Origin of the sequence: Pseudomonas sp. Y5-11 (genome assembly GCF_022368695.1) — a bacterium.
GTDB lineage: Bacteria > Pseudomonadota > Gammaproteobacteria > Pseudomonadales > Pseudomonadaceae > Aquipseudomonas > Aquipseudomonas parakoreensis.
In genome coordinates this window covers 5,605,694-5,632,557 of record NZ_CP058974.1, presented here as the reverse complement: position 1 = coordinate 5,632,557, position 26,864 = coordinate 5,605,694, and the positions used below count along the sequence as shown (strand labels likewise).

Annotated in this window: 28 protein-coding genes and 2 pseudogenes; 16 read left to right on the top strand and 14 right to left on the bottom strand. The window is 60.5% G+C overall.

All coding sequences use genetic code 11. From position 1 onward, the window contains the following. The first annotated feature begins 28 nt into the window (after positions 1-28). From HXW87_RS25375 to HXW87_RS25365, 3 genes are all read left to right on the top strand, one after another. Positions 29-820 (top strand): PhnD/SsuA/transferrin family substrate-binding protein, encoded by a 792-nt coding sequence (locus tag HXW87_RS25375; RefSeq protein ID WP_239777948.1) that lies wholly within the window; start codon positions 29-31, stop codon positions 818-820. Positions 821-1,018: 198 nt separating this feature from the next. After that, complete coding sequence (locus HXW87_RS25370) at positions 1,019-1,546, top strand: sigma-70 family RNA polymerase sigma factor (protein WP_239777947.1); 528 nt, start codon at positions 1,019-1,021, stop codon at positions 1,544-1,546. Next, the gene (locus tag HXW87_RS25365; RefSeq protein WP_047295945.1) at positions 1,543-2,556 is read left to right on the top strand and encodes an ABC transporter substrate-binding protein; all 1,014 of its coding nucleotides are present in this window, start codon (positions 1,543-1,545) and stop codon (positions 2,554-2,556) included. The genes HXW87_RS25370 and HXW87_RS25365 overlap by 4 nt, the downstream gene beginning before the upstream one ends. 125 nt (positions 2,557-2,681) lie before the next feature. Here the strand turns inward: HXW87_RS25365 and HXW87_RS25360 are convergent. After that, positions 2,682-2,885, bottom strand: a pseudogene (locus HXW87_RS25360) (glutathione binding-like protein); the annotation flags it as partial. A 169-nt stretch (positions 2,886-3,054) separates the two neighbouring features. Between HXW87_RS25360 and HXW87_RS25355 the strand changes: the two are divergent. Both HXW87_RS25355 and HXW87_RS29525 read left to right on the top strand, forming a co-directional pair. Then, positions 3,055-3,945 carry a LysR substrate-binding domain-containing protein gene (locus HXW87_RS25355; RefSeq protein WP_239777946.1) on the top strand — a complete coding sequence of 297 codons (891 nt, stop codon included), beginning with the start codon at positions 3,055-3,057 and terminating at the stop codon, positions 3,943-3,945. 407 nt (positions 3,946-4,352) lie between these two features. Continuing rightward, positions 4,353-5,672, top strand: coding sequence for a PAS domain-containing methyl-accepting chemotaxis protein (locus tag HXW87_RS29525; RefSeq protein ID WP_095668502.1), 1,320 nt, complete (start codon positions 4,353-4,355; stop codon positions 5,670-5,672). A gap of 77 nt (positions 5,673-5,749) precedes the next feature. Here HXW87_RS29525 and HXW87_RS25340 read toward each other — a convergent pair whose 3' ends face one another. The 4 genes from HXW87_RS25340 to HXW87_RS25325 all read right to left on the bottom strand — a co-directional run bounded on the left by HXW87_RS25340 (position 5,750) and on the right by HXW87_RS25325 (position 9,023). Beyond that, positions 5,750-6,130, bottom strand: coding sequence for a hypothetical protein (locus tag HXW87_RS25340; RefSeq protein WP_131671178.1), 381 nt, complete (start codon positions 6,128-6,130; stop codon positions 5,750-5,752). A 184-nt stretch (positions 6,131-6,314) separates the two neighbouring features. After that, positions 6,315-6,875, bottom strand: coding sequence for a hypothetical protein (locus HXW87_RS25335; protein WP_121187810.1), 561 nt, complete (start codon positions 6,873-6,875; stop codon positions 6,315-6,317). A 156-nt stretch (positions 6,876-7,031) separates the two neighbouring features. Continuing rightward, entirely contained in the window at positions 7,032-8,456 is a 1,425-nt protein-coding gene (locus HXW87_RS25330; RefSeq protein ID WP_239777945.1) for an MFS transporter, read from the bottom strand. A gap of 126 nt (positions 8,457-8,582) precedes the next feature. After that, complete coding sequence (locus HXW87_RS25325; protein WP_182402131.1) at positions 8,583-9,023, bottom strand: PACE efflux transporter; 441 nt, start codon at positions 9,021-9,023, stop codon at positions 8,583-8,585. 121 nt (positions 9,024-9,144) lie between these two features. Between HXW87_RS25325 and HXW87_RS25320 the strand changes: the two genes are divergently transcribed. After that, positions 9,145-10,017 carry a LysR family transcriptional regulator gene (locus HXW87_RS25320; RefSeq protein ID WP_239777944.1) on the top strand — a complete coding sequence of 291 codons (873 nt, stop codon included), beginning with the start codon at positions 9,145-9,147 and terminating at the stop codon, positions 10,015-10,017. 147 nt (positions 10,018-10,164) lie between these two features. Here HXW87_RS25320 and HXW87_RS25315 read toward each other — a convergent pair whose 3' ends face one another. Beyond that, positions 10,165-11,196 carry a LacI family DNA-binding transcriptional regulator gene (locus HXW87_RS25315; RefSeq protein ID WP_047295927.1) on the bottom strand — a complete coding sequence of 344 codons (1,032 nt, stop codon included), beginning with the start codon at positions 11,194-11,196 and terminating at the stop codon, positions 10,165-10,167. Positions 11,197-11,412: 216 nt separating this feature from the next. Between HXW87_RS25315 and HXW87_RS25310 the strand changes: the two genes are divergently transcribed. Together HXW87_RS25310 and HXW87_RS25305 are read left to right on the top strand one after the other, a co-directional pair. After that, complete coding sequence (locus tag HXW87_RS25310) at positions 11,413-11,946, top strand: gluconokinase (protein WP_007969352.1); 534 nt, start codon at positions 11,413-11,415, stop codon at positions 11,944-11,946. A gap of 82 nt (positions 11,947-12,028) precedes the next feature. Continuing rightward, the gene (locus HXW87_RS25305) at positions 12,029-13,381 is read left to right on the top strand and encodes a GntP family permease (RefSeq protein ID WP_047295923.1); all 1,353 of its coding nucleotides are present in this window, start codon (positions 12,029-12,031) and stop codon (positions 13,379-13,381) included. A gap of 181 nt (positions 13,382-13,562) precedes the next feature. On the opposite strand, the gene alaC is transcribed toward HXW87_RS25305, so the two are convergent. Next, a complete protein-coding gene (gene alaC / locus HXW87_RS25300; protein ID WP_003227374.1) occupies positions 13,563-14,777 on the bottom strand; it encodes an alanine transaminase in 1,215 nt (404 codons plus the stop codon). Between the two features lie 139 nt (positions 14,778-14,916). On the opposite strand from alaC, the gene HXW87_RS25295 reads away from it, so the two are divergent. From HXW87_RS25295 to HXW87_RS25285, 3 genes are all read left to right on the top strand, one after another. Continuing rightward, complete coding sequence (locus HXW87_RS25295; RefSeq protein WP_239777943.1) at positions 14,917-15,579, top strand: LysE family transporter; 663 nt, start codon at positions 14,917-14,919, stop codon at positions 15,577-15,579. Positions 15,580-15,647: 68 nt separating this feature from the next. Next, complete coding sequence (locus HXW87_RS25290) at positions 15,648-16,142, top strand: GyrI-like domain-containing protein (RefSeq protein WP_239777942.1); 495 nt, start codon at positions 15,648-15,650, stop codon at positions 16,140-16,142. Between the two features lie 323 nt (positions 16,143-16,465). After that, positions 16,466-16,954, top strand: coding sequence for an N-acetyltransferase (locus HXW87_RS25285; RefSeq protein ID WP_239777941.1), 489 nt, complete (start codon positions 16,466-16,468; stop codon positions 16,952-16,954). A 123-nt stretch (positions 16,955-17,077) separates the two neighbouring features. Here HXW87_RS25285 and HXW87_RS25280 read toward each other — a convergent pair whose 3' ends face one another. Beyond that, positions 17,078-17,683 (bottom strand): pyridoxamine 5'-phosphate oxidase family protein, encoded by a 606-nt coding sequence (locus HXW87_RS25280; RefSeq protein WP_239777940.1) that lies wholly within the window; start codon positions 17,681-17,683, stop codon positions 17,078-17,080. 18 nt (positions 17,684-17,701) lie between these two features. Continuing rightward, positions 17,702-18,187, bottom strand: coding sequence for a GNAT family N-acetyltransferase (locus HXW87_RS25275; protein ID WP_047295915.1), 486 nt, complete (start codon positions 18,185-18,187; stop codon positions 17,702-17,704). 141 nt (positions 18,188-18,328) lie between these two features. On the opposite strand from HXW87_RS25275, the gene HXW87_RS25270 reads away from it, so the two are divergent. The 3 genes from HXW87_RS25270 to HXW87_RS25260 are packed head-to-tail and all read left to right on the top strand — an operon-like array spanning position 18,329 to position 20,361. Then, a complete protein-coding gene (locus HXW87_RS25270) occupies positions 18,329-18,754 on the top strand; it encodes a nuclear transport factor 2 family protein (RefSeq protein WP_239777939.1) in 426 nt (141 codons plus the stop codon). 40 nt (positions 18,755-18,794) lie between these two features. Then, positions 18,795-19,139, top strand: coding sequence for a YciI family protein (locus HXW87_RS25265; protein WP_003227360.1), 345 nt, complete (start codon positions 18,795-18,797; stop codon positions 19,137-19,139). Continuing rightward, positions 19,132-20,361: an RNA polymerase sigma factor gene (locus tag HXW87_RS25260; RefSeq protein ID WP_182402123.1), complete on the top strand. Its 1,230-nt coding sequence runs from the start codon at positions 19,132-19,134 to the stop codon at positions 20,359-20,361. Before HXW87_RS25265 ends, HXW87_RS25260 begins: the two co-directional genes overlap by 8 nt. 168 nt (positions 20,362-20,529) lie before the next feature. On the opposite strand, the gene HXW87_RS25255 is transcribed toward HXW87_RS25260, so the two are convergent. Beyond that, the gene (locus HXW87_RS25255; protein WP_239777938.1) at positions 20,530-21,384 is read right to left on the bottom strand and encodes a LysR family transcriptional regulator; all 855 of its coding nucleotides are present in this window, start codon (positions 21,382-21,384) and stop codon (positions 20,530-20,532) included. An 89-nt stretch (positions 21,385-21,473) separates the two neighbouring features. Between HXW87_RS25255 and HXW87_RS25250 the strand changes: the two genes are divergently transcribed. Further along, on the top strand, positions 21,474-21,911 hold the full coding sequence (locus HXW87_RS25250) for a multidrug/biocide efflux PACE transporter (protein WP_239777937.1): 438 nt from the start codon (positions 21,474-21,476) through the stop codon (positions 21,909-21,911). Between the two features lie 171 nt (positions 21,912-22,082). Here the strand turns inward: HXW87_RS25250 and HXW87_RS25245 are convergent, their stop codons facing one another. Then, a complete protein-coding gene (locus HXW87_RS25245) occupies positions 22,083-22,838 on the bottom strand; it encodes an SDR family oxidoreductase (RefSeq protein WP_182402121.1) in 756 nt (251 codons plus the stop codon). Between the two features lie 120 nt (positions 22,839-22,958). On the opposite strand from HXW87_RS25245, the gene HXW87_RS25240 reads away from it, so the two are divergent. Further along, a complete protein-coding gene (locus HXW87_RS25240; RefSeq protein ID WP_239777936.1) occupies positions 22,959-23,855 on the top strand; it encodes a LysR family transcriptional regulator in 897 nt (298 codons plus the stop codon). A gap of 101 nt (positions 23,856-23,956) precedes the next feature. Here the strand turns inward: HXW87_RS25240 and HXW87_RS25235 are convergent, their stop codons facing one another. The 3 genes and pseudogenes from HXW87_RS25235 to HXW87_RS25230 all read right to left on the bottom strand — a co-directional run bounded on the left by HXW87_RS25235 (position 23,957) and on the right by HXW87_RS25230 (position 26,845). Continuing rightward, entirely contained in the window at positions 23,957-25,573 is a 1,617-nt protein-coding gene (locus HXW87_RS25235; protein ID WP_239777935.1) for an inorganic phosphate transporter, read from the bottom strand. 124 nt (positions 25,574-25,697) lie between these two features. After that, a pseudogene (locus tag HXW87_RS29630) lies at positions 25,698-25,826 on the bottom strand (metal ABC transporter ATP-binding protein); the annotation flags it as partial. Beyond that, entirely contained in the window at positions 25,823-26,845 is a 1,023-nt protein-coding gene (locus tag HXW87_RS25230) for a transporter (protein WP_182401803.1), read from the bottom strand. The pseudogene HXW87_RS29630 and the gene HXW87_RS25230, both read right to left, overlap by 4 nt. Positions 26,846-26,864: the final 19 nt, after the last annotated feature.

The following is a 26,864-nucleotide window of genomic DNA, read 5'->3' as shown; positions in this document are numbered from 1 at the left end:
GGTAAGTATTTGCAGGGAAATAATGTGTATGACCCAACATCACGTTGAACTGCTGATGTACACCGCCCCCGAGCCCATTCGTGCGGCCAACGAGCGCTGGATTTCACGCATCCTCAAACACCTCGGCCACTCCCGCCTGAACGCCGCCAGCCTGTCGCTGCCCGAACTGTGGTTGTCGCCCGATCTGCTACTGACGCAAACCTGCGGCTACCCGTTGATGACCTTGCTGCGCGATCAGGTGCGCATCGTCGGTCGCCCGCGCTACGAATTGCCCGACGCCAGCGCCGGCAATCACTGCAGCCTGATTCTCAGCCGTGCAGACGATGCGCGCAAAACCCTGGCGGATTTTCGTGGCAGTCGCGGGGTGATCAACAGCGAAGACTCCAACAGTGGCATGAATCTGTTGCGCCAGCGCCTGGCGCCGCTACACCTTGACGGGCAGTTCTTCGCCAAGGTCGGCATCAGTGGCGCGCACCGCGAGAGTCTGCGCTGGCTGCGTGAAGAACGCGCCGATATGGCGGCCATCGACAGCGTGACCTATGCCTGCCTTGCGCAATACGCACCCGAGGAGGTCAACGGATTGCGGGTGGTGGCGCGCAGTGCGTTCAGTCCGACGTTGCCGTTTATCACCGCCGTATCGACTACGGATAGACAGATCGAGCACTTGCGCGAGGTGATGAATCAGACGCTGCTTGAGTTGCCGGATGTGGCGCAGGTCCTTGGATTGCCTGAGGTTCTGGCAGCCAGTGAAAGCGATTATCAGGTTGTGCTCGACTATCAGCGTGAGGCTGAAGAGTTGGGCTATGGCCGCTTGCGCTAAAGATCGCAGCCTTCGGCAGCTCCTACAGGTTGAACGCATTTCAAATGCAGGCGCTGCCGAAGGCTGCGCTCTTTTGCTTTTATATCTCCAAAAGGAATATAAAAATGAAATATAAATATTATTAATGCATAAGGCGCCTTGCTAGGATCGCGCCACCGGATCACCGGACATCCAGCGACCCCTTGCCCAGGAGCCCTTATGTCCGGCGCCGATACCGTTCACCACAATCATCTCGACGTGTTGTTCCGCGCCCACTATCGCTGGCTATGCACGTACTTGCGCCGGCAGCTGCACGCCGCCGAAAACGCGGAAGACATCGCTGCCGAAACCTTCGCGCAATTGCTTCAGGCGCCCAGTGTCACGGCGATTCGTGAACCCCGCGCCATGCTCACCACGATTGCCCAGCGCCTGCTTTATCAGCGTTGGCGCCGCGCGGACCTGGAGCGCCGGCATGCGCAGCAGATCGAGGTCGAGGTCGCCACTTCGCCTGAAGACCTCGCACACCTGAGCCAGACCCTCAAGCGCCTCGACCGCAGCCTGCAACGCCTGCCCGGCAAAGTCCGTTCGACCTTTTTGCTGGCACGGATCGATGGCCTGACTTACCCGCAAATCGCCGCCGAACTGGGCATTTCCCAGCGTTCGGTCAGCGCTTACATGAGCCGTTCCCAGGCCCTGTGCGACCGCCACAGCGCCAACCCAATCCTGACAAACAAGAGGTCCGCATGAGATCGATCAAAACCCTGCTCGGCCGTTCGTTGCTGGCGCTGAGCCTGAGCGTCGGCGCTGTTTCGGCGGCGGAGAAATCCGCGCCGATCCACTTCGGTGACATCACCTGGGAAAGCGGCAGTTTCATCACCGAAGTGCTACGCCTGATCGTCGAGAAAGGCTACGGCTACCCGACCGATACGCTGCCGGGGAGCACCGTCAGCCTGGAGGCGGCGCTGGCAAAAAACGACATTCAAGTGATCGGCGAGGAATGGGCCGGGCGCAGTCCGGCGTGGGTCAAGGCTGCCAATGAAGGCAAGGTGTTCGGCCTTGGGGACACGGTCAAGGGCGCAACCGAGGGCTGGTGGGTGCCGGAATACGTGATCAAGGGCGACCCCGAGCGCGGTATCAAAGCGTTGGCCCCGGAGCTGAAATCGGTGGCTGACCTGCCGCGCTACAAGGACGTGTTCCGCGACCCGGAAGACCCGCGCCGTGGACGCTTTCTCAACAGCCCGACCGGCTGGACCTCGGAGATCGTCAACAGCCAGAAGCTCAAGGCCTATGCGCTGACCGACAGCTACGTCAACTTCCGCACCGGCTCCGGCGCGGCGCTGGATGCCGAGGTGGCATCATCGATCAAACGCGGCAAACCGGTGCTGTTCTATTACTGGTCGCCGACGCCGCTGCTCGGTCGCTTCAAACTGGTAAAACTCGAAGAGCCGCCGTTCGATGCCGAGGCCTGGAAAACCCTGGCCGATGCCAACAACCCGAATCCCAAGGGCACCCGCTCGATGCCGGCCAGCCTGGCGATTGGCGTGTCGGCGCCGTTCAAGGCGCAATACCCGGAACTGGTGGCGTTCTTCGAGAAAGTCGATTTGCCAATTGATCTGCTGAACCAGACGCTGGCCGGAATGAGCGAAAAGCGCCAGCCACCGCGGCAGGTCGCCGAAGCGTTTTTGCGTGATCAGCCGCAGGTGTGGCAGGCGTGGGTACCGGGGGAGGTGGCGAGCAAGGTGACGGCGGGACTTTGAGTTTCAACTGTTTGATCGGTGGCGTTTGAGCTACCGCCTTCGCGAGCAAGCTCGCTCCCACACTGGGTCCATGGCTTGTCCGAATCCAGTGTGGGAGCGAGCTTGCTCGCGAATGATCTGCAGACTTACACCGCTTCCGCCGCCAACGCCGCCATCACGGTCGGCCGCTGCTCAATCCGCGCCTGAAACCGCGCCAGCGCCGGCCACTGTGCCAGTTCGATTCCGAACAACCCGGCCCAACGCAGCACCACAAACAACAATGCATCCGCCACGCTGAAGCCGCTCGGCAGCAGATACTCCTGCTGCTCCAGCACCGTGACCAACACGGCGCAGCTTCAGTTCGCGCAACACAATGTGCGGCGCCAGCGAACAGGCTTGCGGGGCGTAATACAGCTTCATCGGCAGCTCTCTGGTGAGGATTTGGCGCCAGTGTCATAGTGCGCCGCACCCTCGGTAAAATTAATCTTTCAGAAAGCAGCCATAAGGACAGCTACTGCCATGATGAACCTGATGCATTGGCGGCTGGTGGTCGCTGTTGCCGATCACGGCAACATCACCCGCGCGGCCGAGCGGGTCGGCATAACGCAGTCCGGCGCGAGCCAGGCCCTGGCGCTGATGGAACAAACCCTCGGCGTGCAACTGTTCAGTCGCGAAAGCCGGCAAACCTTGCCCACCGCCATTGGGCTGCCGGTGATTGAGCAGGCGCGCGTAATGCTCGGCGCGTTGCAAACCATTCGCCAGACCGTCGACAGCGTGCGCCCGATGCTGCGCGGGACGATTCGCCTGGCAAGTTTTCCCATGGTCCTGGCGAGTTTTCTGCCGCCGCTGCTGCGCCAGTTCAATCGCCTGTACCCCGGGATCGAAGTGGTGGCGCTGGAGGTCAGCGATGACGAAGTGGAAACCTTGCTTGCGGCCGGTCTGGTGGATGTCGGTGTGGTGCTCAACCCGGCCCCCGAGCGCAATGCCGGGCCATTGGGCCGTGATGAATGGGTGGCGGTCATGCCGACGGGCCATCCGCTGGCGCTGCGAGGAACCGAGCAGGGCGTCACCCTGCAAGAACTGACCGCGCTGCCCTTTGTGCTGGCCACCGGCGGTTGCTCGACCAACGCCCGCAGCCTTGCCGCCGAAGCCTGTTTGCAGTTGCAGGATGTGCGGGTCGAGGTACGCGAGTGGAGCAGCGCCTTTACGCTGGTGCGGGAAAACCTCGGCGTGACGCTGGTGCCGGAAATGACCTTGCCGGTCGACCGTCAGGGCTTGCGCGTGATTGCTCTGCAACCACCTGTCGAGCGGGTGTTTTCGCTGGTGTTGCCTGCAGGGCAGACGGCGTCGGCAGCGGTGCAGGCGCTGCTGGATTTGCTGGCGGAGACTTCGCTTGCCTCCGTTCGCTGAACCGTTTCTTGTGCAAAAAGTGCCAGATACTGGCCGACTAGTGGCCTTGCGCGTGGCAGGGCGCTGGCTATGCTAGCTGTAACTAACTATGTCGACCGTCATCGGTTAGCCGTGATTTCAACGCTGCCAGAGTGCGCAATCAAAGGCACCGGACACTGAACCAACAAGGAGCCAGTTGTACATGGAAGTTCTTCTGCACGTTAGGGCTGGCCCGCTCGCGGGCTATCAAGAGAAGGATGTCTTGATGAGAGCGTCGCGGCATGCACGCTCGGATTAAACATCATTTATCACCTGACAACTTCCTCCTGTGGAGGAATGCGTGTGCCTGTTCTGTGGAACGTAGTGGTGGATTCTGAAAGACCTGAACTTTCATCAAATCAAAAGACCGCGCGGAAGGTGATACAACCATGTTCAACCTACATCACAAGGCTGACCTGCAGGAAATCGAGCGTTTCAGCTGCGCCTTGACCGAAGCCAATGCCAAGCTCGAAGCGATCAGCCGCTCGATGGCGATGATCGAATTTACCCCCGAAGGCATTGTTCTGGATGCCAACGAAAACTTCTGCAAGACCATGGGGTACAGCGCCGAGGAAGTGCGCGGCAAACATCACCGGGTGTTTTGCGAAGAAGCGTTTTATCGCAGCGAGGAATACGCCAGATTGTGGCGCGACCTGGCCCGGGGCGAGCCGATCAGCGGCACGTTTCTGCGCTTGAACAAGTCCGGCAGGGAGATCTGGCTTGAAGCCAGTTACATGCCGGTGTATGGCCCGGACAAACAGGTCAAAAGCGTCATAAAAGTTGCCGCCGACATCACCGCCCGGGTCAACAAAGAGCACGAAGAAGAAAGCATGCTGGCGGCAATCAGCCGTTCGATGGCAGTGATCGAGTTCACCCCGGAAGGCAATGTGATTACCGCCAACGACAACTTTCTGCGCACCATGCAATACACGCTGCCGGAAATCGTCGGCCATCACCACAGCCTGTTCTGTCATCGTTCCGAATCCGAATCGGCGCAGTACAAAGCGTTCTGGGCGTCGCTCAATCGCGGCGAATATCACTCGCACCGTTTCGAGCGCAAGAACAAGTCCGGACAGATGGTTTATCTCGAAGCCTCGTACAACCCATTGTTCGACACCAAGGGCCGCTTGTACAAGGTGGTGAAGTTTGCCAGTGACATCACCCAGCAGATGACCACGCTGCAAAACGCCGCAGAATCGGCCCACAGCACCTCGGTACAGAACGATGCCTGCGCACAAAAAGGCTCACAGGTCGTGCAGCAGACGGTGCAGATCATCCAGGACATTTCCCGCGACCTCAACGAAGCGGCGCGGAGCATCGATGCGGTGAACAAGCAGTCGGACATCATCGGCACCATCGTCCAGACCATTCGCGGGATCGCCGACCAGACCAATCTGCTGGCGCTCAACGCCGCCATCGAAGCGGCCCGGGCCGGTGAGCACGGGCGCGGGTTTGCCGTGGTCGCGGACGAGGTGCGCAGTCTCGCGGCGCGCACCAGTCAGGCGACGCTGGAGATTGTCGAAGTGGTGCGCAAAAACCATGACCTGTCGCTGAGCGCGGTGTCGAGCATGCAGTCGAGCCTGAGCCGCACCGGGCTGGGTGTGGAACTGGCGAACGAGGCGGGGGAGGTGATCCTGGAGATTCAGCAGGGGTCACGGCATGTAGTGGATGCGATCGGGCAGTTCAATGCGACGTTGCAGTTGAACTGATGCTCTGAAATAGCGATGGACATTGTCCTGGCATCCAAGGGCAGTAGCGACTGCCCTTGTTTTATTATTGGCTCCTGTTATTTCAATTCGTACTTGGCAGTGAATTCGCCCTTGAACGCGATCAACCGCCCTATATCATCAAAGTAATTAGCGTCAATCGTTCCGACTTGGGTATCCAGATTCGGCCCGATGGTGACTTTCCCGGTTCCAGTGAGTGTGAGCAGTTTTTTTCCATTGTGATATTGCAGCTGAGGAACTCCCTCTGAGACGAAAACCAGATCGTGGGTACCGGGATCAAGCTCTGCGGGGTAGATGATCTGAACAAATTGAGCGCCCATGTCCGCTTTGAAAAGTCTGCGATCAAAAACAACCTTCTCTGTACTAAAGTTCTCTCCAACCGGATTTCCGTTATAGGTGGAATTGCACTCGCAAGTGCCGGTGAATGCGTTGGCTTCCATGATGATCTCCTGATCCAGGTACGTGAGCACGAATGTGATCACCGTTCCATTTAACAAGCGCGGGTCGAAAGAGCACCACTGTCAGTTCTTACAGGTCTCAGGCTTTTCTGATGAGTGGTAGCAATAAGGGGGGAGCGTACGAGAGAACAGGGTCGCAATGGACCCCGTTCCGTTTTGCATGAAACTAAAGCGCTGCGAGAAACTTGTCCGCCAGTTTGTCGCTGTCCTTGACGTCATTGGCGTTGTCTTTTTCCGCTTGTGCCAGCTTCATCTTGTCCTGCAGACGCTCGGCGATCTCTTTGCCGATGGCCAGTTGTTTCTCCGGCGGCATGGCTTTGATGTCGTCTTCGGTGATGCCCATGCTCTGAAGGATACTGTCGCGCAGACGCTGTTCCGGCGACTTGCTCATGTAGTCCTTGAACGCGTCGGTGGCCGAGGTGCCGGTGGTGCTGCCGGCAGTCGTGGCGTCGGTGGTTTGCAGGCCGACACGGGTCTTGGCGAAGGCTTCGTCGACGTTATCGCTGATGCGCGTGGCGGCAGCCACTTGCTGGGTGGCGATCTGCGTGGCCGAATCCTGGACCCTGGAGGTTGCATCGGTGGCTTGCGACTGAGTCTGGTTCTGCAGCGATTGCAACATGGCGCCGTGCAGGCCGCTTTGCAGACCGGCAGCGGCGGTCGTGGTCGCGTCATCCGCCAACCGCTTGGGCAGGTGGATGAGCTGCTGTTGTTTGGCACTGACCAACATCATGATGGAGACCTTTGGATAATTGCTGACGGGCATAGCTGAGCAATTAGCGTGCCTTTGCAGAACATCCTGCTATTTCAAGGCTTTACTGTTGGTGCGTGCGCAACCAGGCGGTCATCCCTTGCCGCCGGGCGGCAGAGGATGACCGTGCGGCCCTCAACGATGGGCAATGTTTTCCAGTGCCAGATTGCGCGTGCGCGGGCCGAACCCGCCGATGGTCAGCATCACGATCAGCATGCTGCTGACGATGAACGCCAGTACGCCGGGCGTGCCGAAGTGGTCGAGGAACAATCCGATCAACAGGCTGCTGAACACCGTCGACAAGCGACTGAACGAATAGCAGAAACCCACCGCCCGGGCGCGGATGTTGGTGGGGAACAGTTCGCTCTGGTACGAGTGATAACTGAAACTCAGCCAGGCGTTGCAGAAGGTGATCATCACCCCGCAGAAGATCAGGCCGAAGGCGCTGGTCTGCAACGCGAACAGGGTGCCGAAAGTCATGGCGCCGAGGGCCGAGCCGACGATCTGCCATTTGTTCTCGAAACGGTTGGCGAACTTCACGAACAGCAATGGCCCGAGCGGGTAGGCCAGGGTGATGATGAACGCGTACATCAGGCTGTGGGTGACGCTGACGCCCTGGCCGGACAGCAGCGCCGGCAGCCAGTTACCAAATCCGAAGAAACCGATCGCCTGGAACACGTGAAACACGATCAACATCAGCGCCCGACGCCGATATGGTGGTTGCCAGATATCGGCGAAACGGCCCTTGCCCTCGACATCCACCGGAACGGCTTCAGGCGCATTCAGCGGTTGGCGATGATCCTTCTCGCAGCGGGCTTCGATGGCGTCGAGAATCCGATTGGCTTCATCGAATCGTCCATGCTGCGCCAGCCACCGCGGCGACTCCGGCAGACGCTTGCGCAGCCACCAGATGAACAGCGCAAACACCGCGCTCGCCAGCACCACCCAACGCCAGCCCGACACACCGAACGGCGCCTGCGGCACCAGCCACCACGACATCAACGCCACCGCCGGCACCGAGAGAAACTGCACGAAAAAGGCGAAGGCAAACGCCGAACTGCGCATGCGCTTGGGCACCAGTTCCGAGAGGTAGGCGTCGATGGTCACCAGCTCGATACCGAGGCCAATCCCCACCAGAAAACGCATGCAGATGATGCCCAGCGCCGAGCTTTGAATGCCCATCAGCACCGTGGCCACCGTGTACCAGACCAGCGCAAAGGTGAAGATCGCGCGGCGGCCGAAACGATCGGCCAACGGACTGAGCAAACTCGCGCCGAGGAACAGGCCGAGGAAGGTCGCCGAAGCGAACGCCGCCTGATCGGAGAAGCCGAACACGCCCTGATTGCCGGTGGCGAAGATCCCGTCACGGATCAGCCCCGGACTGATGTAGGCGGTCTGGAACAAATCGTAGAGTTCGAAGAAACCGCCAATCGACAGCAGCGCCACCAGTCGCCAGATCGTGGCAACAGCGGGCAGGCGGTCGATGCGAGCGGAAATCTCGGCGGCGCGTATCGGATCGATGCCGTCGCTTTGCGCGGCGGCGGGGGCGTGAGCAGTCATGGGGCTGGTCCATTTTTTATTGATGGAAAAGCTTAGCCTGCTATCGGAGTGAGTGGATTGTGAATATCGGCGGTTTTCCCGCAGATACCGCTGATTTTTCGCAATAACTGCTTACGAATTAACGATTTATGCCGCGGCGGCCGAGTCGGGCAGCGCTGAGGCCGGCAGGCCGAAAATGCGATCGAACAGCCAGTTGAAGGTGAACGTGTAGCACGGGATGAAGATGATCAACGCCAGATCCAGCAGGAACGCCTGCACCAGACTGATGTTCATCCACCAGGCGATCAGCGGGATCAGGAACACGATCAGTGTCAGCTGAAAACCCACGGCGTGGGCGATGCGCCGCTTGACCGTGCGGGTGCGTGATTTCTGGCGGCTTTCCCAATGCTCGAACAGTGTGGTGTAGATGAAATTCCAGGTCACGGCGATGGTGGTGATGATCACCGCCAGCGGGCCGGTGCTGCCCGGTGAAGTGCCTGACAACAGCGCCAGGCCGAGGGCGGAGAAGGTCATGCCGATCACTTCGTAAAGCGACACATAGACCAGTTTGCGTTTGACGCCTTGCATGGGGATTTGCCTCTTTCTTGCAATGTGTTGGCCAGCGGGGCTGGCGGAGGCGGCGAAAGATAGCTTCAATAGTGGTGACAGAAAAAGTCAGTAGCTTTCAGTTTTGGTGATAGGTGGTGTTTTGAATTTCAACAGCGACAGCATCGAGCTGTTTCTTGCGGTGATTGATCGTGGCTCGTTCTCCGCCGCCGCCCGCGCTTTGGGCAGGGTGCCTTCGGCGGTCAGCATGGGCATCGGCAATCTTGAGGCGGAGCTTGGCTATGCCTTGTTCGACCGCAGCCATCGCGAACCGCAACCGACGGCGATGGCGCTGTCACTGGTGCCCCATGCGCGGTTAATTGCCGAGCAGCTCAAGCAGCTGCAAGTGCATGCGGTGGAGTTGTCGTTGGGGCTGGAGAGCAAGCTGTCGATTGGTGTGGTCGCCGACATCGATCGCCGGCGCTTGCTCGCCGCGATCAAGGTGATTGCCGAACGTCATCCGCTGCTCGACATCGAAGTGCTGACCGCGCCGCAGGACGATGTGCTGGCGATGCTGCACCGTGGCCGCGTCAGCGTCTGTCTGGCGTTCGCCGGGTTGAGCATGAACGTGCTGGAGCGTTTTCAGTTTGTCGGCAGCGAACGGATGATCGCCACGCTGGCGGCGGACAGTCCATTGTTGCAGGGGCAGGATCTGTTCCTTGAAGACCTGGTGCATGTGCGGCAGATTTTCGTCGCCAGTCGTGATTTGCCGATCAGCGAAACCCGGCCGCTGGTGGCCGAATCGCACTGGCGCACCGATACGCTGGAGGCGGCGCTGGAGATGGTTGAGGCGGGACTGGGCTGGGGCAATTTTCCGTTGTCGGTGGTGCAGCCGTGGCTGGACAGCGGGCGCTTGCAACGCCTGAATTTCCGCAATATCGAGAATGGCCTGGTGCTGCCGGTGCATGCGGTGTGGCTCAAGAGCCAGCCACTGCAGAAGGGCGCATCGGTCCTCGTCGAACTGCTCAGCCACTGATACATGCGCAGGGTGGGTGTACCCAAAAACTGTGGGAGCTGGCTTGCCAGCGATTGCGGTGTATCAGTCAACACTGTATCGACTGGCCTGACGCCATCGCTGGCAAGCCAGCTCCCACAGGGATTGCTTCCGACAGGATTTCAAAGGTCAGGTACTCTCGCGAATCTTCAGCTCAAAACCCATGTCTTCCACCGGCCGCGCCACGCTGTTGCCGGCCATCAACGTCAACATCTGCTCCGCCGCGCGCCGGCCAATCGCCTCGCGCGGGGTGTTGATGCTGCTCAGGCGCGGCACCATGTGCTCGGACATCGGCAAGTCGTTGAAGCCGAGGATCGCCACTTGCTCGGGGATCTTGATCCCGTTGCGCAGCGCTTCGAGCAGGGCGCCCTGCGCCAGGTCGTCGTTACCAAAGAAGATCGCATCGACGTCCGGATGCGCCGCCAGCAGTTGCAGGAACAGCTCTCCGCCTAATCCCACCGACGAGGAGCGCGGGGTCAGTACTTCCAGGTCCGGGTCATAGCGCCCGGCCTTCTGCAGGGCTTTGCGAAAACCCTCGCCGCGCAACAAGGTGCGTTGATCGAGCTGTGCGCCGATATAGGCCAGACGCTTGCGACCGCGCGAGAGCAAATGCTCGGCCGCGGTTTCGCCGGCGCTGAGCTGCGAGAAACCCACGCAGTTCACGCCGGCCGCGCTGTCCAGTTCCATCATGTACACGCAGGGAATGTTGCTGGCTTCGATCATCCGCCGCGAACTTTCTGTGCGATCAAATCCGGTCAACAGCAAACCACGCGGCTGATAAGCCATGTAATTGCGCAACAGGTTTTCTTCTTCATCGCGTGAATAGTGGAAGTTGCCGATCAGCACTTCGAAGCCCTTGGGCGTCAACACCCGATGAATGGCTTCCAGCGTGTCGATGAACAGCAGGTTGGACAGCGACGGCACCAGCACCACCACCGAATGGCTCTGCGCCGAGGCCAGGGCGCGGGCGGCAGGGTTGACCACGTAGTTGAGTTCGAGCGCGGCTTTCTGCACTTTTTCCACCAGTTCGGTGGCCACGGTGCTGACACCGCGCAGGGCGCGGGAGGCGGTAATCGGACTGACGCCGGCCAGACGGGCAACTTCATTAAGGGTGGGACGGCCGGTGGTGCGAGTGTTTTTATCGTTTTTAGGGGTGGTCATCGGGCGGCTTGCCAAACAAAAATCAAGGCACTAAGGTAGCGCTGTCCTGATGCAGCTGCAAATGCGTAAGCGAGGTCCTGCCTGATCCTCGCTTTTTGGCGTTGGGCGACAACCTGCTGCAACCCAAAAAAACGACAAGAAGGCGTCGGCAACTTCTGCCTGTGCACTAGAGTCATAGCTAGCAAAGGTAGCGCTGTCTGCGCGCTGAGGTGTTATATGAGTCATCCCATCACCGCCCTGGTCATCATGGGCGTTGCCGGTTGCGGCAAGACGTGCGTCAGCCAGGCCCTGTGCCAATTGAGCGGCGCCACTGCCATTGAAGGCGATACTTTTCATCCGGCCGCCAACATCGAAAAGATGAGCGCGGGGATCCCCCTGAACGACGACGACCGTGCCGGCTGGCTCGACAGCCTGTGCGTTGAGTTGCGTCGTGTCGATGCACTCGGCGAGCGTCCGGTGCTGACCTGCTCGGCGCTTAAACACAGTTATCGCGAAGTGCTGCGCAGTGCCTTGCCGGGCCTGGGCTTCGTGTTCCTTGAGCTGACCCCAGAAGTGGCTGCTGACCGCGTGTCCCATCGCCCGGGCCATTTCATGCCGGCAACGTTGATCGAAAGCCAGTTTGCCACCCTCGAATCGCCGGTCGGCGAGCCGTTGACCCTGGCGCTGAATGCTTCGATCCACAGCGTTGAAGAGCTGGCGGCCCAGGCGCACGTCTGGTGGCAGGCTCATGGTCTGAAACAGGCGGTATGAGTGTGTTGAAAGAGTTAGCGCTGTCCTCACGAATTCTGTTTAACCCGCTTTAATAACAACAACAAGCCAGGAGACACCCCCAATGTTTGGCATGTCCCACGACGCCTACCTGCTGCTCGATGCAGTGGTCACGGTAATCGGTCTGATTATCCTGATCACCAAATTCAAGATTCACCCCTTCATCGCCCTGACCATCGCGGCCGCGTTCCTCGGCCTGACGTCCGGCATGCCGATCGGCACCATCATCAAGGCGTTCCAGGACGGCTTCGGTGGCGTGCTCGGTTTCGTCGGCATCATCCTTGCGCTGGGCACCATGCTCGGCAAAATGATGGCCGAATCCGGTGGCGCCGATCAGATCGCGCAGACCCTGATCCGCGCGTTTGGCAAGGACAAAGTGCAGTGGGCAATGATGTTCGCCGCGTTCCTGGTCGGTATTCCGCTGTTCTTCGAAATCGGCTTCGTGCTGCTGATTCCGCTGGTGTTCATCGTTGCCCGACGCACCGGGGTGTCGATCATCAAGATCGGTATTCCGCTGCTCGCCGGTCTGTCTGCGGTACACGGTCTGGTGCCGCCGCACCCGGGCCCGCTGCTGGCAATCGGCGTGTTTGGTGCCGACATCGGCAAGACCATCCTCTACGGTCTGATCGTGGCGCTGCCGACCGCCATCATCGCCGGCCCGATCTTCGGTACGTTCATCGCCAAGCACATTCCCGGCACGCCGAATCAGGAACTGGTCGATCAACTGGCCCGCGAAACCGATTCGCAGAACCTGCCGAGCTTCAGCATCACCCTGGTGACTGTGCTGCTGCCGGTGTTCCTGATGCTGCTGAAAACCTTCGCTGACGTGGCGCTGCCGGACGGTCATTTCTTCCGCACCTGGATGGACATGATCGGCCACCCGATCTCGGCACTGCTGCTGGCCTTGCTGCTGTCGCTGTACACCTTCGGTCACAAGCAGGGCATCGGTTCGCAGCAGATGCTCAAGTGGCTGGACGCAAGCCTGGCGCCGACCGCCGCGATCATTCTGATCATCGGTGCCGGTGGTGGCTTCAAGCAGATGCTGGTGACCAGCGGCGTGGGCGACGTGATCGGCCACATGGCGGTCAGCGCGCAGATCTCGCCGATCCTGCTGGCATGGCTGGTGGCGGCGGTGATTCGTATCGCCACCGGTTCGGCCACCGTGGCGACCATCACGGGCGCGGGCATCGTGGTGCCGGTGGTGGGGATGATTCCGGGCGTCAACCGTGAACTGCTGGTGCTGGCCACCGGTGCCGGGTCGTTGATCCTGTCCCATGTGAACGACGCCGGTTTCTGGCTGGTCAAGCAGTACTTCAACATGACCGTGGCCGAGACGTTCAAGACCTGGACGGCGATGGAAACCATTCTGTCGGTGGTGGGCCTGGGCTTCATTCTGTTGCTGTCGCTGTTCGTTTAACCTCGAACGCAAGACACAAAAAACCGCAGCGATGCGGTTTTTTTGTGGGCGACGGTATCAGGCTCAATACATTACCCCTGTGGGAGCGGGCTTGCCCGCGAAGGCGTCGTGTCAGTCGACATCAATGTTGTCTGAACCGCCGCATTCGCGGGCAAGCCCGCTCCCACAGTGTGACGTGTCGTCAGACGGCTTTCGGTGCTAACCCATCCGCCCGGAACATCCCGCGAATCCCGCGCACTGCCTGACGAATCCGGTCCTGGTTTTCGATCAGCGCAAAGCGCACATGGTCATCGCCATACTCACCAAAACCCACCCCCGGCGAGACGCAGACCTTCGCTTCGGCCAGCAGTTTCTTGGCAAACTCCAGCGAGCCCAGATGCGCATAAGCCTCGGGAATCTTCGCCCAGACATACATCGACGCCTTCGGATTCTCGACCATCCAGCCCAGCTCGTGCAGGCCTTTGACCAGCACGTTACGGCGCTGGCGATACTGTTCGGCGATGTCACGCACACATTGCTGATCGCCTTCCAGCGCAGCAATCGCCGCCACTTGCAGCGGAGTGAAAGTGCCGTAGTCGTGGTAGCTCTTGATCCGCGCCAGGGCGTTGACCAGTTCCGGGTTGCCGACCATGAAACCGATACGCCAGCCGGCCATGTTGTAGCTTTTGGACAGGGTGAAAAACTCCACCGCGATGTCCTTGGCGCCGGGCACCTGCATGATCGACGGGGCTTTCCAGCCGTCATAGACGATGTCGGCGTAGGCCAGGTCGTGCACCACCAGTACGTCGTATTGTTTGGCGAGGGCGATTACCCGTTCGAAGAAATCCAGCTCCACGCACTGCGCGGTGGGGTTGGACGGGAAACCGAGGATCATCATCTTCGGCTTCGGGATCGAACCGCGAATGGCCCGTTCCAGCTCGGCGAAGAAGTCCACGCCGGGCACCAGCGGCACCGAACGCACCTGAGCGCCGGCAATCACCGCGCCGTAGATGTGAATCGGGTAGCTCGGGTTCGGCACCAGTACCGTGTCGCCCTGATCCAGGGTCGCCAGCATCAAATGCGCCAGGCCTTCCTTGGAACCGATGGTGACGATGGCTTCGCTTTCCGGGTCGATATCGACCGCGTAGCGTTCCTTGTACCAGTTGGAGATCGCCCGGCGCAGACGTGGAATGCCCTTGGACGTGGAGTAACCGTGGGTGTCTTCACGTTGGGCAACCTGCACCAGTTTTTCGACGATGTGCGGCGGCGTGGCGCCGTCGGGGTTGCCCATGCTCAAGTCGATGATGTCTTCACCACGGCGCCGCGCGGCCATCTTCAGCTCGGCGGTGATGTTGAAAACGTAAGGGGGGAGTCGATCTATGCGCGCAAAGCGGCGCGGCGAACCTTGTTCAGCCATTGTTGCCTCGGATAACGTAAGCGCCCGGAACCGTCCGAGCGACGCTGGTCACTGCGGTGACCTGTGGCGGAAGATAAGGGCTGTGATGGCAGACTGTCCAGCCTGCATGTAAACAAATTTTTCCCAAGGAAATCGGTAGATGGAATTCACCAGCGGCTTCTTGCTGAGCCTTTCGCTGTGCCTGGACATCGGCGTAGCCAACATCGCAATGATCACCCTGGCGATGCAGCGCGGTTACTTTCAGGGCTTCGCGCTGGGCCTCGGCACCTGCGTCGGCGACCTGATCTACGCGGTGCTGGCGCTGGCAGGCATGACCGTGCTGCTGCAGTACGAAAGCGTGCGCTGGGTGCTGTGGATCGGCGGGTCGGCGCTGCTGGTCTACTTTGCGGCGAAGATGATCTATTCGGCGATTCATCACGAAACGCAGCTGGCGGCGACGGCGGAGGTGGGGCAGAACTCGCATCGCAAGGAGTTCTTTCGCGGGATTTTCCTCGCCATGTCTTCACCGAGCGCGATTCTCTGGTTCGCCGCGGTGGGCGGCACCCTGATCGCCCGTTCCGGTGGCGGTGGCCCTGTAAGTTCGGTGCTGTTCCTCGGCGGCTTCCTGTGCGCCGGGCTGCTGTGGTCGGCCGGGCTGTGCTTCGCCGCGAGTCACGGCGGCAAGTTGCTCGGCGACAAGCTGTTGCGCTACTCCTACATGGCATCGGCAGCGATCTTCTGCTATTTCGCGGTGTACGTGATCGTATCCGGTTATAACGAGTTCGTTGGCTCAGGGGCTGCCGACCAGTTGCACGCCTTGTGACATTGCGAATCGGGTTTGGCTTCTATACTCAGCAGCCGAACCCCTTCTTTTGTTCCAGGAGTCGAGTCATGGATGAGCAAAAACGCGTCGAAGTGGCTGAACCTCGCTTCGAACATGGACACTTCCTGCTGATCGCAGGATTTCGTGGGCGATTTACCCAGGACACCGCCAAGGACATCCCCGCGCTGTGGGAAAAGTTCTTGCCGCACCTGGGAAAGATACAGGGACAAAAAAACGAAGTGACCTACGGCGTCTGCAGCAATTTCGACGGCCAGGGTGGCTTCGATTACATCGCCGGGGTGGAAATCAGCAAGCTCGACGACCTCGACCAGAAGATCTATCAGTGGGTCGAAGTGCTGCCTCGTCAGTACGCCGTGTTCGAGCACAAGGGACCGCTCGATCAGTTACCTCAGACTCTGCAATACATCTACAAAACCTGGCTACCGACTTCCCACTATGTCGAGCTCAACGCCCCGGAGCTGGAACGCTACAGCGCCGATTTCAATCCGCGATTGCACACCGGCAAACTGGAAATCTGCGTGCCGGTCGATACCAAAGCCTGAACCATAACGATGAGGCGGATCACTGATCCGCCTCATGTTGTTCAACCGCGCTTGCCCTTGCCCAGCCGTCGCGCCCGCAACAGGTCGATGCCCAAGGTGATAAAGCCGAACGTACTGATGCCCAACACCATCAACAGGCCGATTTCAACGCTGCTCATAAGCGGTTACCCCCAAGGATGATCAGAGACACACCGCAGGAATAGCCTGTCACCGGCGCGAAGAAAAGCGCTTATACGCAGGCTTTACGCCCCCCGCGCGGATCGATATGCACACCTTATTCCTTTATGCTTTGCGCACTTTTCTCCGCTGATTTTCGAGCTGCCATGAACACCGTCATCCGCAACGTCACCGCCGCCGACCTGGACCGCTGCTACGCCATCGAAACCGTTGCCTACGAAGGCGATGAAGCCGCCACGCGCGAAAAGATCGCCACGCGCATCGCCACCTGGCCGGAGGGTTTTATCGTCGCCGAAGTGGAGGGCGTGGTCGCCGGGTTCATCAATTCGGGCGCGGCGTTTGACGTGCAGATGTCCGACGAGGCGTTCAAGGAACTGATCGGCCACGACCCGAAAGGGCCGAACGTGGTGATCATGTCGGTGGTGGTACACCCGGACTATCAGGGGCAGGGCCTGGCCAAGCGATTGATGGCCGAATTCATCGAGCGCATGCGCGGTATGGACAAGGCGACGATTCATCTGATGTGCAAGGAGAAGCATATTGCGCTGTATGCCGGGTTCGGCTTTGACTACATCAAGCCGTCGGAGTCCGACCATGGCGGGATGGCGTGGCACGAGATGATCCTCACGCTCTAAGTCATCACCAATCAAAACCTGTAGGAGCTGCCGCAGGCTGCGATCTTTTGATCTTGCTGTTGAGAAGATCAAGATCAAAAGATCGCAGCCTGCGGCAGCTCCTACAAAGGGGTCGGTGGTGGATCAGTAGAGGGTGTCGATTACCCGCTTCGGCGCTTCGCGATCGTACGTCTCGGCATCAAACTGCCCATCATTCAGACGCTTGTGGAAAGCGCCCGTAGAGGGCAGCGCCGAGCGCGGCAGGTGAGTCTCGGGGTTCCATGCATCTGAACGCACAAACGCTTTCGAACAATGGAAAAACGCCGCCTCTACCGTCACCAGCAACACCGTTTTCGCCGGTTTGCCGTTCACCGCAAAGCTATCCAGCAGCTCAGGATCGGCGCTGATGGTCGCGGTGCCGTTGACCCGCAAGGTTTCGCCGATCCCCGGAATGATGAACAGCAGCGACACCCGTGGATCCTGCAGCACATTGCGCAAGGTATCGATGCGGTTGTTGCCCGGGCGATCCGGCAGCGCCAGGGTGTTTTGGTCAATGATCCGGACAAATCCCGGCGCATCGCCGCGTGGCGAATTGTCGAGGCCGTCGGCGCCCACCGAGCTGACGATCACCAGCGGCGAGACCCGCACCATCGCCTGATAATCCTCGTTGAGAAAACCGATCTGCTTGCGCACCGCGCGCTCGTGGGGCAGGCCGTAAATAGCTTCCAGTGCTTCGATTGAATCGATCATCGTGCATCCCTCGATGATTTAGAAAAACAGCCCCATGCGCCGCTCGTAACCGATCCGGCCCTTGTACGCTTCGCCGCTGTCGACGAAACCGTGTTTGGCGTACAGCGCGATCGCTGCGTCGTTATCGGCATCCACCGACAATTCCAGCCCTTTGATCTCCGGCCATGCTTCACGTGCGACGTCGGGCAACGCTTGCAGGCAGGCCTTGCCATACCCCTTGCCTTGCGCGCGGTGATCGACCTGCAAGGCGTGCAGGGTGGCGCTGTGTTCATCGGCCCAGGCCGGCAACACCGGCGGGCGCTTGAGCAGCAGGAACGCCACCGGCACCTGATCGGCCAGCAGGGCAAAGCCTTTCACGCCGGGACCAGGTTTGGACAGCAGCGTGTGCAACGCACCGTGAATGTCGCCGGAAAACTTGATCTGTTCGGGATGGATTTCAATCGCCTCGACCTGCTGACGCTGCAAGGCGTTCAGGCTGTCGTACGGCACGAGTTGGGCTGGCACGGGAATTTCCTTTTTCCTACAAAGGTGAGCCTCGGATTCTAGCGATTTTGTCTTCGGCGGAATTTTTTTGTTTCGTCTGTCGATCTGCCCGATGGCCGAACGACTAAGGGTGTCTTCACTACAAAAACCACGGAGAACACCATGAGCGCACACACTGAAATCCAGGCCCTGATCAACACTTATCGCGAAGCGGTGATGACCAAGAACGTCGACAAAGTCATGGCGTTGTACGCTGACGACATCGTCTCGTTCGATGCGATCAAGGCCCTGCAATTCAAGGGCAAGGCAGCCTATCGCGCGCACTGGGAAGCCTGCATGGAAATGTGCCCCGGCCCGCACGTTTTCGAGTTTCACGAGATCGCCATCGAGACCGCCGACAACCTCGCGTTCGCCCATTGGGTCGCCAACTGCGGCGGCACCAACGACAAGGGCGAAACCCAGAGCTGCTGGATGCGCGCTACCGCGTGTTATCGACCAGTGAACGGGACGTGGAAGATTGTCCACGAGCACTGGTCGGCGCCGTTCGATCCGATGAGCGGCAGCACGCTGTTCGATGTGCAACCCTGATCTTCAGCCATAGTTGATCCGTTCGATTCAGGAGAAAACCATGAAGTATCTATGCCTGGTCTACAGCGATGAGCGCCTGCTGCACACCTCGCCCGACAGCCCGGAAGACGCCGAGTGCTGGGCCTATGCCGAGTCGATTCAGGGCAGCGGGCGGATGGTTGCCGCCGAAGCGCTGGAGTCGGTGCAGACTGCGACCACGGTGCGCATGCGCAACGGCAAGCTGTCGATTACCGATGGCCCGTTCGCTGAAACCAAGGAGCAACTGGCCGGGTTTTACCTGATCGATGCCAAGGATCTGAACGAAGCGATTCAGGTCGCCGGCCACATTCCGGCGGCCCGGGTCGGCAGCGTCGAAGTGCGTCCGGTGCGGCAGTTGAATGTCTGAAGTCCGGGCGCGGGTCGAGCAGGTCTATCGCGAAGACTCGCGGCGGATTCTGGCAACCCTGATTCGCCTGCTCGGCGATTTCGACCTCGCCGAAGAAGCCTTGCACGAGGCGTTCTTCGTCGCGGTCGAGCGCTGGCAGCGCGACGGCGTGCCCGACAATCCGCGCACCTGGCTAGTGTCCACCGGGCGTTTCAAGGCCATCGATGTGTTGCGCCGCCGCGCCCGCTTCAAGGCCTCGCAGCCGCTGTTGCTCGCGCAGCTCGAAGAGCTGGAACAGGCCGACTGGAGTGGCGAAGACGTGGAAGACGACCGCCTGCGGCTGATCTTCACCTGCTGTCACCCGGCCTTGGCGGCGGATGCGCAAGTGCCGCTGACCTTGCGTGAAGTCTGCGACCTGACCACCGAGGAAATCGCCCGCGCGTTTCTTTCGGCTCCGGCGGCGATTGCTCAGCGCATCGTGCGCGCGAAGGCGAAGATTCGCGACGCCAGAATCCCTTATCAAGTGCCGAGCCTGAACGAGTTGCCCGAGCGCCTCGACAGTGTGTTGCGGGTGATTTATCTGGTGTTCAACGAAGGCTATTCGGCGTCGATGGGCGCTGAATTGACCCGCGAGGATCTGACCCGCGAGGCGATCCGGCTCGGGCGGTTGCTGATGGAATTGCTGCCGGAGCCGGAGGTCATGGGGTTGTTGGCATTGATGCTGCTGCACGAGTCGCGACGGTCTGCGCGCAGCTCGCCGAGCGGGGAACTGATTCTGCTGGACGACCAGGACCGTTCGCGCTGGGATGCCGGGCTGATTGCCGAGGGTTGCAGGCTGATCGAACGCGCGCTGAGTACGCGACGATTCGGTCCGTATTGCCTGCAAGCGGCGATTGCTGCGGTGCATGCCGAAGCGCCGTCAGCGGCGCAAACGGATTGGCAGCAGATCGTTGGCCTCTACGACGTGCTGTTGCGCGCAGTGCCGTCGCCGGTGATCGAATTGAACCGCGCCGTGGCGGTGGCCAAGCGTGATGGGGCGGTGGCCGGGTTGACGCTGATCGAAGGGATTCTGGATCGCGGCGAATTGCAGGATTACCACCTCGCGCATTCGGCGCGGGCGGAATTTTGTCGGCAGTTGGGCCGGGTAGAGCAGGCGCGGGCGGCGTATCGGCGAGCACTGGAACTGACCCGGCAAGAGCCGGAGCGGCGGTTTATCGAGGGGCGGCTGAGCGAACTGGATTGATCCGGGGAATTCATTGGCAGTGCCGGCCTCATCGCTGGCAAGCCAGCTCCCACAGTGTCTGCGCCGTACACAAAGTTAATGAACACCTCAGTATTTGTGCGGCGTGCACAAAGTTAATGAACACCTCGGTACTTGTGGGAGCTGGCTTGCCAGCGATTGGCGGCGCCGCTATTCCAGCATCTTGCTCAGCAACCAGCTCCCCGCCGGCCCCGGCGGATAGACCCGCGACCACAACGCATCGACATACACCGGCCGTGGCCAGCCACGCACCGTCAGCTCCACCAGCGAGCCATTGCCGAAACGCCCCACCAGCCAGCGTGGCAACGCCGCCCAGCCGAAGCCCATTTCCGCCATCTCCATCAGCATCAGGTAACTCGGCGCCGACCACACCCGGCCTTTGGCCCGGCTGTCGTAGGGATTGACGATGGTCGCCAGGCGCAACTCGCGATGCTGCTCCAGCACCTGCTGATCGACACCTTGGATGCCGCTCAGCACATGATCACGTTTGACGAACAGTGCGATGTCGGTGTGCTCGGCCACGGTCGAGGTCACCAGGTCCGGCGGGTAGTTGTCGCGCATTTCGGCAAATGCCAGGTGCGCGCGGCCACGCTGGACCAGTTCGATCAGGTCGTCGCACTCGGCGATCAGGCATTCCAGTTCCAGGTCCGGGTAACGCTGCTCGAAGTCGACCAGCGCCGCTTCGAAGCGTGCCGATTGATAGGTGTCGGAAATCGCCACGGTCAGCTTCGGCTCGACACCTTGGGCCAGTTGCCGGGCGCTCATTGCCATACGATGGTTGGCCGCCAGAATCGCCTCGGCCCGTTGCAGCATCACATGGCCGGCCGGGGTCAGGGTCGGTTTGCGGCTGCTGCGGTCGAACAGCATCAGATCCAGATCGATCTCCAGGCTGGCCACAGCGGCGCTTATGGTCGACTGACTGCGCCCCAGTTTGCGCGCCGCCGCCGAGAACGAACCCTGAGTGGCCGCTTGCACAAACGCCAATAGCACTTCCTGCGAAGCCATGAACTATCGCCTTGGTCGATGGTTATTGGTTATGAAGTATCGGTTTGAGGGCGGATCATGGCAACCCTCTTCACTCAAGGAGTCAGGCCATGACTGCCAACAAATCCATCACTGAACGTATCTTCCAGGCCATCGGTTTCGAGTGTCTGGCGATCCTGATCTGCACACCGTTGCTGGCGTGGATCATGCAAAAACCGTTGCTCGACATGGGCGCGGTGACCGTGCTGATCGCCGTGCTGGCGCTGGCGTGGAACGTGCTGTTCAACGGACTCTTCGACCGGGCGCTCAAGCGCCTGAGCCTGGGGCACAACGCCTGGACGCGGGTGATCCATGCGCTGCTGTTTGAGGGCGGGTTGATCATGATGGGCGTGCCGCTGATTGCCTGGTGGCTGTCGGTCAGCCTGTGGCAGGCGTTCTTGCTGGACATCGGCGTGCTGCTGTTTTTCCTGCCGTACACCTATATGTATCACTGGGGGTATGACGTGGTGCGCGAGCGGTTTGTGACCCGCCGGGTATGCGCGGGATAACCACAACCTGTGGCGAATGTAAAACCTGTGGCGAGGGGATTTATCCCCGATGGGGCGCGTAGCGGCCCTTCTTTTTATCCAGAAAAGAAGGGCCTGCTGCGCAGTCCATCGGGGATAAATCCCCTCGCCACAGAGGCTCTCACCAAGAAAGTTTTTAGTGAGTCGGGGGGGTTAGAGAAACATCCCGCCCGACGCCTCAACCCGCTGCCCGTTGATCCACTGCGCACCCGGCGCCAGCAGCATCGACAGCGCGCCACCGATGTCATCCGGTTGCCCGGCGCGTCCCAGTGCGGTGTTGCTCGCAACCATCGCGTTCAACGCGGCGTTGTCGCGCACCGCGCCGCCACCAAAATCAGTCTCTATGGCGCCCGGCGCCAGAATGTTCACGCCGATCTGCCGCGCCCCCAGCTCCTTGGCCTGATAGCGGGTCAACACTTCCATCGCACCTTTCATCGCCGCGTAGGCGGCGTAGCCCGGCAGGCTGAAGCGGGTCAGGCCGCTGGAGATGTTGATAATGCGTCCACCGTCATTAATCAGCGGCAGCAGCTGCTGAGTCAGGAAGAACGGCCCTTTGAGCTGGATGTTCATCAGCAGGTCGAACTGTTCCGGGGTGGTCTCGGCGAACGGTGCGTGCACGCCAATCCCGGCGTTGTTGATCAGGAAGTCGAAGCGCGGACGATCAAAGTGCTGCAACGCCTGCTCAACCCGCGAAGCGAAATCGGCAAAGCTTTCGCTGCGGCCCACATCCAGTTGCAGCATCACGGCTTTGGCGCCGCGTTGTTCCAGTTCAGCCACCAGCGCCTGGGCTTCATCGGCGCGGCTGTTGTAGGTGCCGATGATGTCCACGCCTTCGGCGGCGAGGTGCAGGGCGGCGTTCTTGCCCAAGCCACGGCTGGCGCCGGTGATCAATGCGATTTTGCGGCTCATGTGAAATCCTCGATTGCGGTGAGTGGTGATGAGCAAAGTTTATTTGTCCGCCGTGGGGTGATAAACAGACTGAAACCGGAATCACTGATCGGATAAGCCGAACAATCAACGGGTGTCCTCATGAACAAATTGGAATTGCTGCGCACCTTCGTCCGGGTCAGCGAACTGTCGAGTTTCACCCTGGCCGGCGAGAGTCTCGGGTTGCCGCGCTCGACGGTGTCCGAGCATGTGCAGGCTCTGGAAAGCCTGCTCGGCACCCGCCTTCTGCAACGCACCACGCGCAAGGTGCAGGCGACGCAGGACGGTCTGGTGCTGTATGAACGCAGCAAGGATCTGCTGTCGCACATGGACGAGATCGAGGGTCTGTTTCGCCAGGATCCAGCGTCGCTGAGCGGGCGGATTCGCGTCGACATGCCGAACATCCTCGCGCGACGCCTGATCATGCCGCTGCTGCCGGAGTTCATGGCCCGCCACCCGAATCTGGAACTGGAAATCAGCAGCACCGACCGCCGCGTCGATCTGCTCAGCGAGGGTTTCGATTGCGTGGTGCGCATCGGCGCGCAGCCGGATCAGTCGGTGGTGGCGCGGCACTTGGGCGACTTCCCGATGATCAACTGCGCCAGCCCTGCGTACCTTGAACGCTACGGCGTGCCGCAGACGCTGGAGGATCTGGCGCAGCATCGACTGGTGCATTACGTCGGCGTGCTCGGTTCGCGCTCGGAAGGGTTTGTGTATGAACAGGACGGTCAGGTGCGGCGCCTGCCGATGGCTGGCAGTGTCACGGTCAACAGCACTGATGCCTATGAGTCGGCCTGTCTTGGCGGGTTCGGCCTGATTCAGGTACCGCGCACCGGCATGCAGCCGCACCTGGACACCGGGGAGCTGGTGACGGTGCTGCCGCAGTTCACGGCACCGGCGATGGGCATTGCAATCCTGTATGCGCGGCAACGGCATTTGCCGCTGCGGGTGCGGGTGTTCATGGAGTGGTTGGGCGATGTGATTCGTTCGACGCTCTGACCGACTACACCTGTAGGAGCTGCGATCTTATGATTTTGCTTGTAAAAAACAAGATCAAAAGATCGCAGCGTGCCGCAGCTCCTACAGAGGATTTGTGGGGATCAGAAGGTTTGGGTGAACAGCCAGTACAGGCTGCCCGACAGCAGAATCGCCGCCGGCAAGGTCAGCACCCACGCCATCAGCAGATTGCGGATGGTCTTCATCTGCAAGCCACCGCCATTGGCGACCATGGTCCCGGCCACGCCCGATGACAGCACATGGGTGGTCGAGACCGGTAAACCGAACATGTCCGCCGCGCCAATCGTCAGCATCGCCACGGTTTCCGCCGAGGCGCCCTGGGCGTAGGTCAGGTGGGTCTTGCCGATCTTTTCGCCGACCGTCACCACAATCCGTTTCCAGCCGACCATGGTCCCCAGCCCCAAGGCGATGGCCACGGCGATCTTCACCCACAGCGGGATAAAGCGTGTGGCGTTGTCGATCTGCTGCTTGAACAGTTGCAGTTTGTCAGTAGTGTCGGCGTCGAAGTTGCCGACCTTGTTCTTCTCCATCAGGCGAATGCTTTCGCTGGCCAGGTACATGTCGTTACGCACGTTGCCCATGGCTTCGGCCGGGACTTTCGACAGCGAACCATAGCCTTTGACCTCTTCGCCAATGTGCCCGGTGAGGGCGGCGAGGGCGGGGATCAGTTGCGGCGTGGCCTGCTTGCTGCGCACGTAATCCGACAGCACCGGACGCGGATCGACCGGCGCAGGCAGCGGGGTGTTTTTCACCAGCGCTTGCTGAGTGACTTCGGCGACGGCGGCAAATTGCAGCGTTTGATCAGCGGGCATGGTGCGGTTCAACGCGTAAGCCATCGGCAGTGTGCCAACCAGAATCAGCATGATCAGGCCCATGCCTTTCTGCCCGTCGTTGGAGCCGTGGGCGAAAGACACACCGGTGCAGGTGGCGATCAGCAAACCGCGAATCCACCACGGTGGCGGGTTGTTGCCTTGCGGCGCCTTGTACAGCGCGCGGTTCTTGATGAAGGCGCGCATGGCCAGCAGCAACAGCGCCGCGCAGCCGAAGCCCACCAGCGGCGAGAGCAACAGCGCATAACCGATCTTGGTTGCCTGCGCCCAGTCCACGCCGCTGGTGCCGTCGCGCCCGTGCATCAGGGCATTGGCCACGCCGACGCCGATGATCGAGCCAATCAGCGTGTGGGAAGAGGAGGCCGGCAGGCCCAGCCACCAGGTGCCGAGGTTCCACAGAATTGCCGCGATCAGCAGGGCAAAGATCATCGCGAAACCGGCGGACGAACCGACCTGCAGAATCAGCTCCACCGGCAGCAGGGCGATGATGCCGAACGCCACCGCACCGCTGGACAGCAGCACCCCGAGGAAATTGAAGAAGCCCGACCAGACCACCGCCACATTCGGCGGCAGCGAGTGGGTGTAGATCACCGTCGCGACCGCGTTGGCGGTGTCGTGGAAACCGTTGACGAACTCGAAGCCCAGCGCAATCAGCAACGCCACGCCGAGCAACAGGAACGGGGTCCAGGTGGTGACGGTGGTGCCCAGCTCATGCATGTCGTGCATCAGGCTGTAAGCGGTGAACAACATGCCCATGGCCAGAACCGCGAAGAACACCACGTAAGTGAACGGACCGGGTTTCTTATCAAGTGCCGGCCGGCCGCCGTGGGCGGACGTGGGGCGGGCGGCGGTCAGGGAGGGAGTAGCCATGAGCGGACAATCCTGAGCGAGGGAAGGTTTGTTCGTCATGATCGTTGCTAAATATTACAGAGAGACTGCGATAGATCAGTGTTTGGGTTTTTAGCTCCACCACTGATCTGAAGGCTGAAGCAGATCCCTGTGGGAGCGAGCTTGCTCGCGAACGCGGTGTGTCATTCAACAATGATGGTGCCTGATATTCCGTCTTCGCGAGCAAGCTCGCTCCCACAGGGGAACTGTGCTGGACATCAGGTTCGGTGGTCAGTAATCCCCGCGCTTGCGAAACGCCCAGCGCCCGGCAATCACGGTAAACGTCGCCACCAGCGCCACCAGAATCCAGAACCCTTCCGGATCCGTCGCCAGCGGCACGCCGCCGACGTTCATGCCGAAGAAGCCGGCGATGATGTTGATCGGCAGCGCCAGCACCGTGACCACGGTCAGGGTGAACAGCGTGCGGTTGCTCTGTTCGTTGAGGTTGGCGGCGATTTCTTCCTGCAGCAGTTTGATCCGCTCGCCGAGGGCGGTCAGGTCGTTGATGATCAGCGCGAACTCCTCGGTGGATTTGCGCAGCTCCTTGACGTCCTCCTTCTGCAGCCACGCCGGCGGCCGGTTGAGCAGGCGCAGCAAGGAGCCCGGCTCCAGCGCCAACAGGCGTTGCAGGCGCACCAGCACCCGACGGTTGGCACCGAGTTCGGCGCGGTTGGTCGACAGGCGCGAGGAGAGTAATTCGTCTTCGACCTGATCGACGCTCATGCTGGTCTTGCGCACGATCTGCGTCAGCACTTCGCCCTGATCGCGCAGCAGGTGCACCAGCAGTTCCGACGGTGAGCGAAAGCATTCGCCGGCCTTCACCGACGAACGCAGTTTGTCCACCGAGTGCAGCGGTTGCAGGCGTGCGCTGACGATCAGTTTGCTGCGCACACAGACCCACAGCGTCGACACGTCCGAGGACACCATGCTGCTGAGGTTGAACACCACGTCGTTGACCACCGCCAGCAAGGCCGAATCTACGTGTTCGATGCGCGTCGAGCGCGAGCCTTCGTGCAGCGCCTCGAAGAATTCTTCGGGCAATTGCAGATGACTTTTCATCCAGCGCTCACACGCGGCGTGCGCCAGGTTCAGGTGCAGCCAGAGGAATTCATCACGGTCGCCGTCGTCTTGCAAGCAACGCAGGGCGGTCGCCGAATCGACTTCGCGGCCACGCTCACCGGGACGAAAACGGAAGCCGTAAAGCAGACCGAACAAATCAGGATCGCGATGACTGAGGTCGAGGCTGTGGTTCATGGAGGCTCGCTGCGAGGAG

Bases quoted from the DNA above. Each gene is read 5' to 3' on its own strand.
- HXW87_RS25375 (WP_239777948.1), top strand. From the start codon at position 29: ATGACCCAACATCACGTTGAACTGCTGATGTACACCGCCCCCGAGCCC.
- HXW87_RS25370 (WP_239777947.1), top strand. From the start codon at position 1,019: ATGTCCGGCGCCGATACCGTTCACCACAATCATCTCGACGTGTTGTTC.
- HXW87_RS25365 (WP_047295945.1), top strand. From the start codon at position 1,543: ATGAGATCGATCAAAACCCTGCTCGGCCGTTCGTTGCTGGCGCTGAGC.
- HXW87_RS25355 (WP_239777946.1), top strand. From the start codon at position 3,055: ATGATGAACCTGATGCATTGGCGGCTGGTGGTCGCTGTTGCCGATCAC.
- HXW87_RS29525 (WP_095668502.1), top strand. From the start codon at position 4,353: ATGTTCAACCTACATCACAAGGCTGACCTGCAGGAAATCGAGCGTTTC.
- HXW87_RS25340 (WP_131671178.1), bottom strand. From the start codon at position 6,130: ATGGAAGCCAACGCATTCACCGGCACTTGCGAGTGCAATTCCACCTAT.
- HXW87_RS25335 (WP_121187810.1), bottom strand. From the start codon at position 6,875: ATGTTGGTCAGTGCCAAACAACAGCAGCTCATCCACCTGCCCAAGCGG.
- HXW87_RS25330 (WP_239777945.1), bottom strand. From the start codon at position 8,456: ATGACTGCTCACGCCCCCGCCGCCGCGCAAAGCGACGGCATCGATCCG.
- HXW87_RS25325 (WP_182402131.1), bottom strand. From the start codon at position 9,023: ATGCAAGGCGTCAAACGCAAACTGGTCTATGTGTCGCTTTACGAAGTG.
- HXW87_RS25315 (WP_047295927.1), bottom strand. From the start codon at position 11,196: ATGACCACCCCTAAAAACGATAAAAACACTCGCACCACCGGCCGTCCC.
- HXW87_RS25310 (WP_007969352.1), top strand. From the start codon at position 11,413: ATGAGTCATCCCATCACCGCCCTGGTCATCATGGGCGTTGCCGGTTGC.
- HXW87_RS25305 (WP_047295923.1), top strand. From the start codon at position 12,029: ATGTTTGGCATGTCCCACGACGCCTACCTGCTGCTCGATGCAGTGGTC.
- alaC (WP_003227374.1), bottom strand. From the start codon at position 14,777: ATGGCTGAACAAGGTTCGCCGCGCCGCTTTGCGCGCATAGATCGACTC.
- HXW87_RS25295 (WP_239777943.1), top strand. From the start codon at position 14,917: ATGGAATTCACCAGCGGCTTCTTGCTGAGCCTTTCGCTGTGCCTGGAC.
- HXW87_RS25290 (WP_239777942.1), top strand. From the start codon at position 15,648: ATGGATGAGCAAAAACGCGTCGAAGTGGCTGAACCTCGCTTCGAACAT.
- HXW87_RS25285 (WP_239777941.1), top strand. From the start codon at position 16,466: ATGAACACCGTCATCCGCAACGTCACCGCCGCCGACCTGGACCGCTGC.
- HXW87_RS25280 (WP_239777940.1), bottom strand. From the start codon at position 17,683: ATGATCGATTCAATCGAAGCACTGGAAGCTATTTACGGCCTGCCCCAC.
- HXW87_RS25270 (WP_239777939.1), top strand. From the start codon at position 18,329: ATGAGCGCACACACTGAAATCCAGGCCCTGATCAACACTTATCGCGAA.
- HXW87_RS25265 (WP_003227360.1), top strand. From the start codon at position 18,795: ATGAAGTATCTATGCCTGGTCTACAGCGATGAGCGCCTGCTGCACACC.
- HXW87_RS25260 (WP_182402123.1), top strand. From the start codon at position 19,132: ATGTCTGAAGTCCGGGCGCGGGTCGAGCAGGTCTATCGCGAAGACTCG.
- HXW87_RS25255 (WP_239777938.1), bottom strand. From the start codon at position 21,384: ATGGCTTCGCAGGAAGTGCTATTGGCGTTTGTGCAAGCGGCCACTCAG.
- HXW87_RS25250 (WP_239777937.1), top strand. From the start codon at position 21,474: ATGACTGCCAACAAATCCATCACTGAACGTATCTTCCAGGCCATCGGT.
- HXW87_RS25245 (WP_182402121.1), bottom strand. From the start codon at position 22,838: ATGAGCCGCAAAATCGCATTGATCACCGGCGCCAGCCGTGGCTTGGGC.
- HXW87_RS25240 (WP_239777936.1), top strand. From the start codon at position 22,959: ATGAACAAATTGGAATTGCTGCGCACCTTCGTCCGGGTCAGCGAACTG.
- HXW87_RS25235 (WP_239777935.1), bottom strand. From the start codon at position 25,573: ATGGCTACTCCCTCCCTGACCGCCGCCCGCCCCACGTCCGCCCACGGC.
- HXW87_RS25230 (WP_182401803.1), bottom strand. From the start codon at position 26,845: ATGAACCACAGCCTCGACCTCAGTCATCGCGATCCTGATTTGTTCGGT.